Below are 5,379 nucleotides of genomic sequence, written 5' to 3'. Positions count from 1 at the left end.
TCGGCGTACCATTGCAGGTAGGCAGCCGCATGCGCCACTTCCGATTTGGCCTCGGGCAGGGGCTTGCCCATTTCCGCGGTCAATATCGCGGCAAGGTCATCGGCGTGGTCTATAATCAACTGATGCCAGCGCCACAGAACGTCGCTGCGTTCACGGGCTGTCAATGCGGCCCATCCAGGCTGCGCGCCATGGGCTTTGGCGATCGCCGCGCGCGTCTCCTCGGTGCCCATGTCGGGAAGCTCTGCCAGAGCTTCGCCCGTCGATGGGTTGAGGACCACAAATGTGCGCTGACTGACTGGTTTGCCAAGCGCCGGCAGGCGGTCAAGGCTGCAAAACAGGTCAGGAGATTTGAGGTGGCGGATCAAAGGCGGGTGGAGCGGCAATGTCGATTCCCCAGAGGCTCTTGGCCTGTCCGGCCGGATGGACATCTACTGCGGACGTGCGGCTTTTGCATAGGACCAGCTCCCACGAAAAGTTGCGCGTCCCTTGGGCCGGGTGGACCTGTCTCGGGGAAGGCCGACGGCCAGCTTCGTCCAGAACCGGCGAGTCTCGAACCGGCCGCTAGCGTCGCCGTCTACAGTCCCCCGTCTGCCCCAGCGAAACAACCCTGGTTGGTAACTCTTGCCATCTTTCCCCCGGACGTCTCGAGTATGGCATCGGGGCCGCAAAGCCTGTCGTCATGTCGGTTTTCCCTTGTAACCATTGCAATGTGGCAGGCCGTGAGGCCGTCCCGATTCATAACCGAAACTCTGCGTGAGCCCTACGGGCGGGTGCTGGACGGTCCATGAGGCGTTAAAGCCGCCGGTCAAACCGAGCTTGCAAATTTCTCGTTTTTGCTTCGCCTAACGCGATGGCGGTCAGGATGTTTTTGCCCCCATTTCCCCCGTTGAACGAGCGGGGTCTCTTTCGACCCTCACTGATGGCCAGAACAGGGCCGCCGGACCGGCAAGTCCTCAGCTGGCAGCCTCAGTAAAGCCGGCTGAATTTTCTCCCGCCTACTGGCAACAGCGCACGAACGCGATGGATCCCGGGAGGTCTGAACGCCGCGTGACAAGGGGGGCGAGCGCAGAGCTCGACCAGTCCGGCTTGATCAGCGGAATGCTGCAAGCCCGAGCGAATTCTTGGGGAGCAGAGCTGGCTAGGCGGGGCTACCACCCCGCCTTTTCATATTTCGAACAGATGCAGATTATGCCAGTGGCAGCTGCGCCCCAGAACAACGCTCGATTGCTGAAATCAAGCTGCGACGTTCTTGCGGGCCCGCTTCGCCGGTGCTGGCTGTTCCTGTTCGGCCGGTTTGCGGCCGAGCCCCATCGTTTTGGCCAATGCCGAGCGTGCAGCGGCGTAGTTCGGCGCGACCATGGGATAATCCGCCGGCAGGCCCCATTTGGCGCGATAGTCGTCCGGCGTCAGCCCATAGTGGGTCGACAGATGGCGCTTGAGCGATTTGAATTTTTTGCCGTCTTCAAGGCAGATGATATAGTCCGGCGTCACCGACTTCCTGATCGATACGGGAGGCTTGCGAACCTCGGGATCTTCTGCGGAAACACCGGCGCCGGCTGTGCCTTTGAGAGCCGCGTGCACCTGGCCGATCAGGGCAGGGAGTTCACCGACCGGGACCGGATTGTTGGAGACATAGGCTGAGACGACATCGGCGGTCAGCTCGATGAGGACATCGGTTGTGTTATCGGCTTCATCGGTCATGAAACTCTCCGGGTGGCTTGAAGGACAGTCGGCGAAGTGAGGCTACATAGGGGCGGTTGCCGCTGAAAGCAATAAAAGATCCAGCAAGAACGTTGCCATGCTCGTCGTGCGCTCAGGTCAATAGCGATGCATCTCGCCGGTAATCAGACTGCTGTTGGCACATCCATGCTCGATGTAGCAAAGCGAGCGATCCTAAACGCTGCCAAGCTGTTCTTGATCTCTTCTATGCCGGAGCTCGGCATCGAGCGTTCGGAGAATTCCACAGTGGCTGCCGTCTCTAAGAGCAGGGCTGGCCGCCGGTGAAGCAGCAGAATCGAACGCACTCGTAGCAGCAGGTGTTTTCCTGTTCTTCAGCCACGATCCGGTCGAGACCGGGAACGACTGCACCGACCAACTCGGGGCGCCAAGGCGCGTGTTCACGGGGAGGGGCGGCGAACAGTATCAGCAGGACCCGGCGGCCTTCGGGAAGAGCGTTCAGCTCCATCCTCGATCTGCGCTTCCCTAGGACTGCACCGTAACCTTGGCGGAAAGGGGAGGAGAATCTGCCGCGCATGCTGTGGCCGAATCCGTACCGACGCGCCATCATTTCAAGCCGAAAAACCCGCCACTCCTGAGGGCAAAAGCGGCGGGCTTTTTGCAGAGCTACTCGAACTGAATACGCGTTCTCACTCACATTAGCTGCGGATCCTTAAGGCTGCATTAAAATACAAGATCTGCCGATCTAAATCGATACAAGTCCCGCGCGGTCTGACGTTCCGCACCCAAATCGCCCGTCGCCGTCAGATCCATAAGGCATCAGCCAAGAGAGAATCTGTGCTTGACGTTACGTAAGGTCCCGTGTTTTTCGCCGTGCCAGGGGGCGACTCCCAGTCTCGATACCGGGCGAAGAAAAATGAGTGGCAGCGATGGTGGCTGGCGAACCAAACGGCGTGCGCGTCAAGCGTTGCGGAGGGGGATGGGCCGTTCATATTATGGAGCGCGGCAAGCTCACGGTTCATCGGTTCGGGACACAGTGTCCCGCCGAGAATTTCGCCGATGACCAACGCGCCAGGCTTGGCCTCGCCAGGAAACCGCCAATTGACGAACGCTGATGTCTGCGCCGGATTGGGGAGACGTAGCAGAATGCGTCCGCGCCGAAGCTGGGTACGCTTTTGTTGCGGAGAAAGTAACGTTAGGGATTGGACGATCTCGACCGAGGAAAAGCGCGCTTGATTCAAACGTGCCTCTCTTTTCCGGCCTAAACCGCCTCTTCCGCGCGCCGCCTTACTCCAGAGGTAGTTACCGATCTCTGAGAGAGGTGGACATGCTCCGCACTCTCGGAAGAACAACGACGCCGGAGCTTGGGTCAACCATAATGACCGAATCCATTCTCAACGGAGTTACTGGGATTCCATGGGATTTAGCAGGCTGTTGAAAAAGGCACTCGCCACCGGACCGCAGCGGTGATTCACTGGTTCCGAAGGGATTCGGAGGTGACGAGTGCGCGGCGGCGACGATCGAACTGGCGAACTGTTCAGCTATGTTGACCTTGAGGCGCGGGTGCGGCGCAATCATCCGTTGCGGGCGATCCGGTTAATCGTGAGCGAGGCGCTGTCGGCGCTGGAGCGGGACTTCGCGGCGATGTATTCGCCGATCGGACGGCCATCGATCCCGCCGGAGAAGCTGCTGCGGGCGATGCTGTTGCAGGCGTTCTATTCGATCCGCTCGGAGCGGCTGTTGATGGAGCGGCTGGAATACGACCTTCTGTTCCGCTGGTTCGTCGGGATTGGCGTTGACGATGCGGCCTGGGATCATTCTGTGTTCTCCAAGAACCGCGACCGGTTGCTGGAGGGCGACATCGCTGCAAAGTTCCTGAGCGCGGTGCTGGCGCAGCCCAAGGTCAAGAGGCTTCTGTCGACGGATCACTTCTCGGTCGACGGGACGCTGATCGAGGCCTGGGCGTCGATGAAGAGCGTCAAGCCGAAAGACGGCTCGGGCGAGCCGCCGGCTCAAGGCGACGGGCGCAACGCCGAAGCGGATTTCCGTGGCCAGAAGCGGTCGAACGATACACATGGCTCGACCACCGATCCTGACGCCAGGCTCTATCGCAAGGGTAAAGGCAAGGAGGCCAAGCTGTGCTTCATGGGACATGGGCTGATGGAGAACCGCCACGGCCTGCTGGTCGAAGCCTGCCTGACACTGGCCGACGGGCATGCCGAGCGGGTAGCGGCACTGCACATGGTCGAGCCTCGCGCCGACCGACCGCAGGCGATCACGCTCGGTGCCGACAAGGCCTACGATGCGGAGGACTTCGTTAACGAACTGCGTTCGATGAAGGTGACGCCGCATGTGGCGCAGAACACCAGCGGCCGTAGTTCGGCCATCGACGGGCGCACCACCCGGCATAGCGGCTATGCTGTCAGTCAGCGTATTCGCAAGCGCATTGAAGAGGCGTTCGGCTGGATCAAGACGGTCGCCGGTCAGCGCCAAACCAAGTTCCGCGGCCGGGACCGCGTCGGATGGGGCTTCACCTTCGCTGCCGCCGCCTACAATCTGGTGCGGCTGCCGAAGCTCATCGCGGGGACCAGCTGACATGGCCAAGGTTCCAGCCATCGCCAAGGCCTTTGCCGGTCGCTGGCGTATCGTCGAAATGGATGTCTGGGACAACGATTTCCTCGATCTCGTCGAAGAGGCGCATCTGACGTTCAAAGGCGCGGCGGACGGCGAGATCGGCTTCGGCGCCCTCAAAGGCTTCCTTGATGTCCGCTACGGCGCGCGAGACGGCTCGGCCTGCGCGGAATTCTCGTGGGAGGGTCACGACGAAAGCGATCCCGCTTGCGGTCGCGGATGGGCGATGATCGGCACCGCGGGTCGCCTCGTCGGCCACTTCTACATCCACAATGCCGACGATTCAGGCTTCGTCTGCGAGCGCGCGTGACTTCTTCAACAGCCTGTTAGAGCGCTCCGCGGGTGGGTCGTCCGGGAGGATCTTTCGGCGGCCGTAGCTGCGGGCATCACTCCGATAGCATCTGGTGGTGACGGCGGCGGGTCAATCCGCGTCCCGGCCTCCTGGTGCGGTCTGGTAGGGCTGAACCCGTCTCGCGCACGTATTTCCGGCGGCCCGAACGGCCAGGACCCAGCGTTTTTCTCGGCTATTTGTTCTGTGTCGGACGGAACCGCTGACCGTTGCGACCGCGTTATCCATGTGGCAGCTCTAGATGAGCGGTGTATCGGGGCATATGAAAAAGTCGCAACCTGCCGCGGCCAATCGAGCGGCCGAGGTAGCAAGAGTGTTGAGGATAACCTCATTCTACATAATGGATATTATCGGTATGGCGACAAGCCATTGATTTCAAATAGGATTCGGCAGTTCCATAATTCCTATTATGCAACTTTAGCGTGTAGCAGCTATATAGAGATGCGACACTTGAGCAATTTAGAGATGCGACAGTCCCCGACTTTCACAGCTCATGCTCTCGCCAACTCGAAGCTGGAAAGGAAGGCTTGCGGCCTCAGCCTGGCGACAGACCGGGCTCGTTGGAGACCGTCATGCCTTGTCTCGTTACCTTGTCGCAGAACGAACTTCATCGCCTTGAAGCTATCCAGAAGATCCGTGAACGTCGGCTGAGCGTCGTCCAGGCGGCCGAGCTATTGCGATTGAGCCGCGCACAGGTTCACCGGCTGTTGCAAGCTTACGAT

At 60.3% G+C, this 5,379-nt stretch carries 6 protein-coding genes; 4 read left to right on the top strand and 2 right to left on the bottom strand.

The genetic code is table 11. The features are described from left to right. Together AC0ZT5_RS34900 and AC0ZT5_RS34895 are read right to left on the bottom strand one after the other, a co-directional pair. A partial coding sequence (locus AC0ZT5_RS34900; protein ID WP_488500127.1) for an aldehyde dehydrogenase family protein occupies positions 1–383 on the bottom strand: 383 nt, incomplete at its 3' end. Positions 384–1,233: 850 nt separating this feature from the next. Next, positions 1,234–1,701 (bottom strand): Ros/MucR family transcriptional regulator, encoded by a 468-nt coding sequence (locus tag AC0ZT5_RS34895; protein ID WP_488481641.1) that lies wholly within the window; start codon positions 1,699–1,701, stop codon positions 1,234–1,236. A gap of 1,479 nt (positions 1,702–3,180) precedes the next feature. Here AC0ZT5_RS34895 and AC0ZT5_RS34890 point away from each other — a divergent pair. From AC0ZT5_RS34890 to AC0ZT5_RS34875, 4 genes are all read left to right on the top strand, one after another. After that, the gene (locus tag AC0ZT5_RS34890) at positions 3,181–4,272 is read left to right on the top strand and encodes an IS5 family transposase (RefSeq protein ID WP_488500126.1); all 1,092 of its coding nucleotides are present in this window, start codon (positions 3,181–3,183) and stop codon (positions 4,270–4,272) included. A 1-nt stretch (position 4,273) separates the two neighbouring features. Beyond that, the gene (locus tag AC0ZT5_RS34885; protein ID WP_473751267.1) at positions 4,274–4,618 is read left to right on the top strand and encodes a hypothetical protein; all 345 of its coding nucleotides are present in this window, start codon (positions 4,274–4,276) and stop codon (positions 4,616–4,618) included. A 75-nt stretch (positions 4,619–4,693) separates the two neighbouring features. Then, positions 4,694–5,308, top strand: coding sequence for an amidase family protein (locus tag AC0ZT5_RS34880; protein WP_488500129.1), 615 nt, complete (start codon positions 4,694–4,696; stop codon positions 5,306–5,308). Further along, positions 5,248–5,379, top strand: a 132-nt coding sequence (locus tag AC0ZT5_RS34875) for a helix-turn-helix domain-containing protein (protein WP_488500128.1), incomplete at its 3' end; no start/stop codon positions are given. The genes AC0ZT5_RS34880 and AC0ZT5_RS34875, both read left to right, overlap by 61 nt.

This window comes from Mesorhizobium sp. CNPSo 4670, assembly GCF_057784235.1.
Note: the sequence above shows the minus strand (reverse complement) of the source record. Positions and strands in the feature narration are given on the sequence as shown.

Excerpts from the sequence above, each read along its gene's own strand:
- AC0ZT5_RS34895 (WP_488481641.1), bottom strand. The coding sequence starts at position 1,701 with ATGACCGATGAAGCCGATAACACAACCGATGTCCTCATCGAGCTGACC.
- AC0ZT5_RS34885 (WP_473751267.1), top strand. The coding sequence starts at position 4,274 with ATGGCCAAGGTTCCAGCCATCGCCAAGGCCTTTGCCGGTCGCTGGCGT.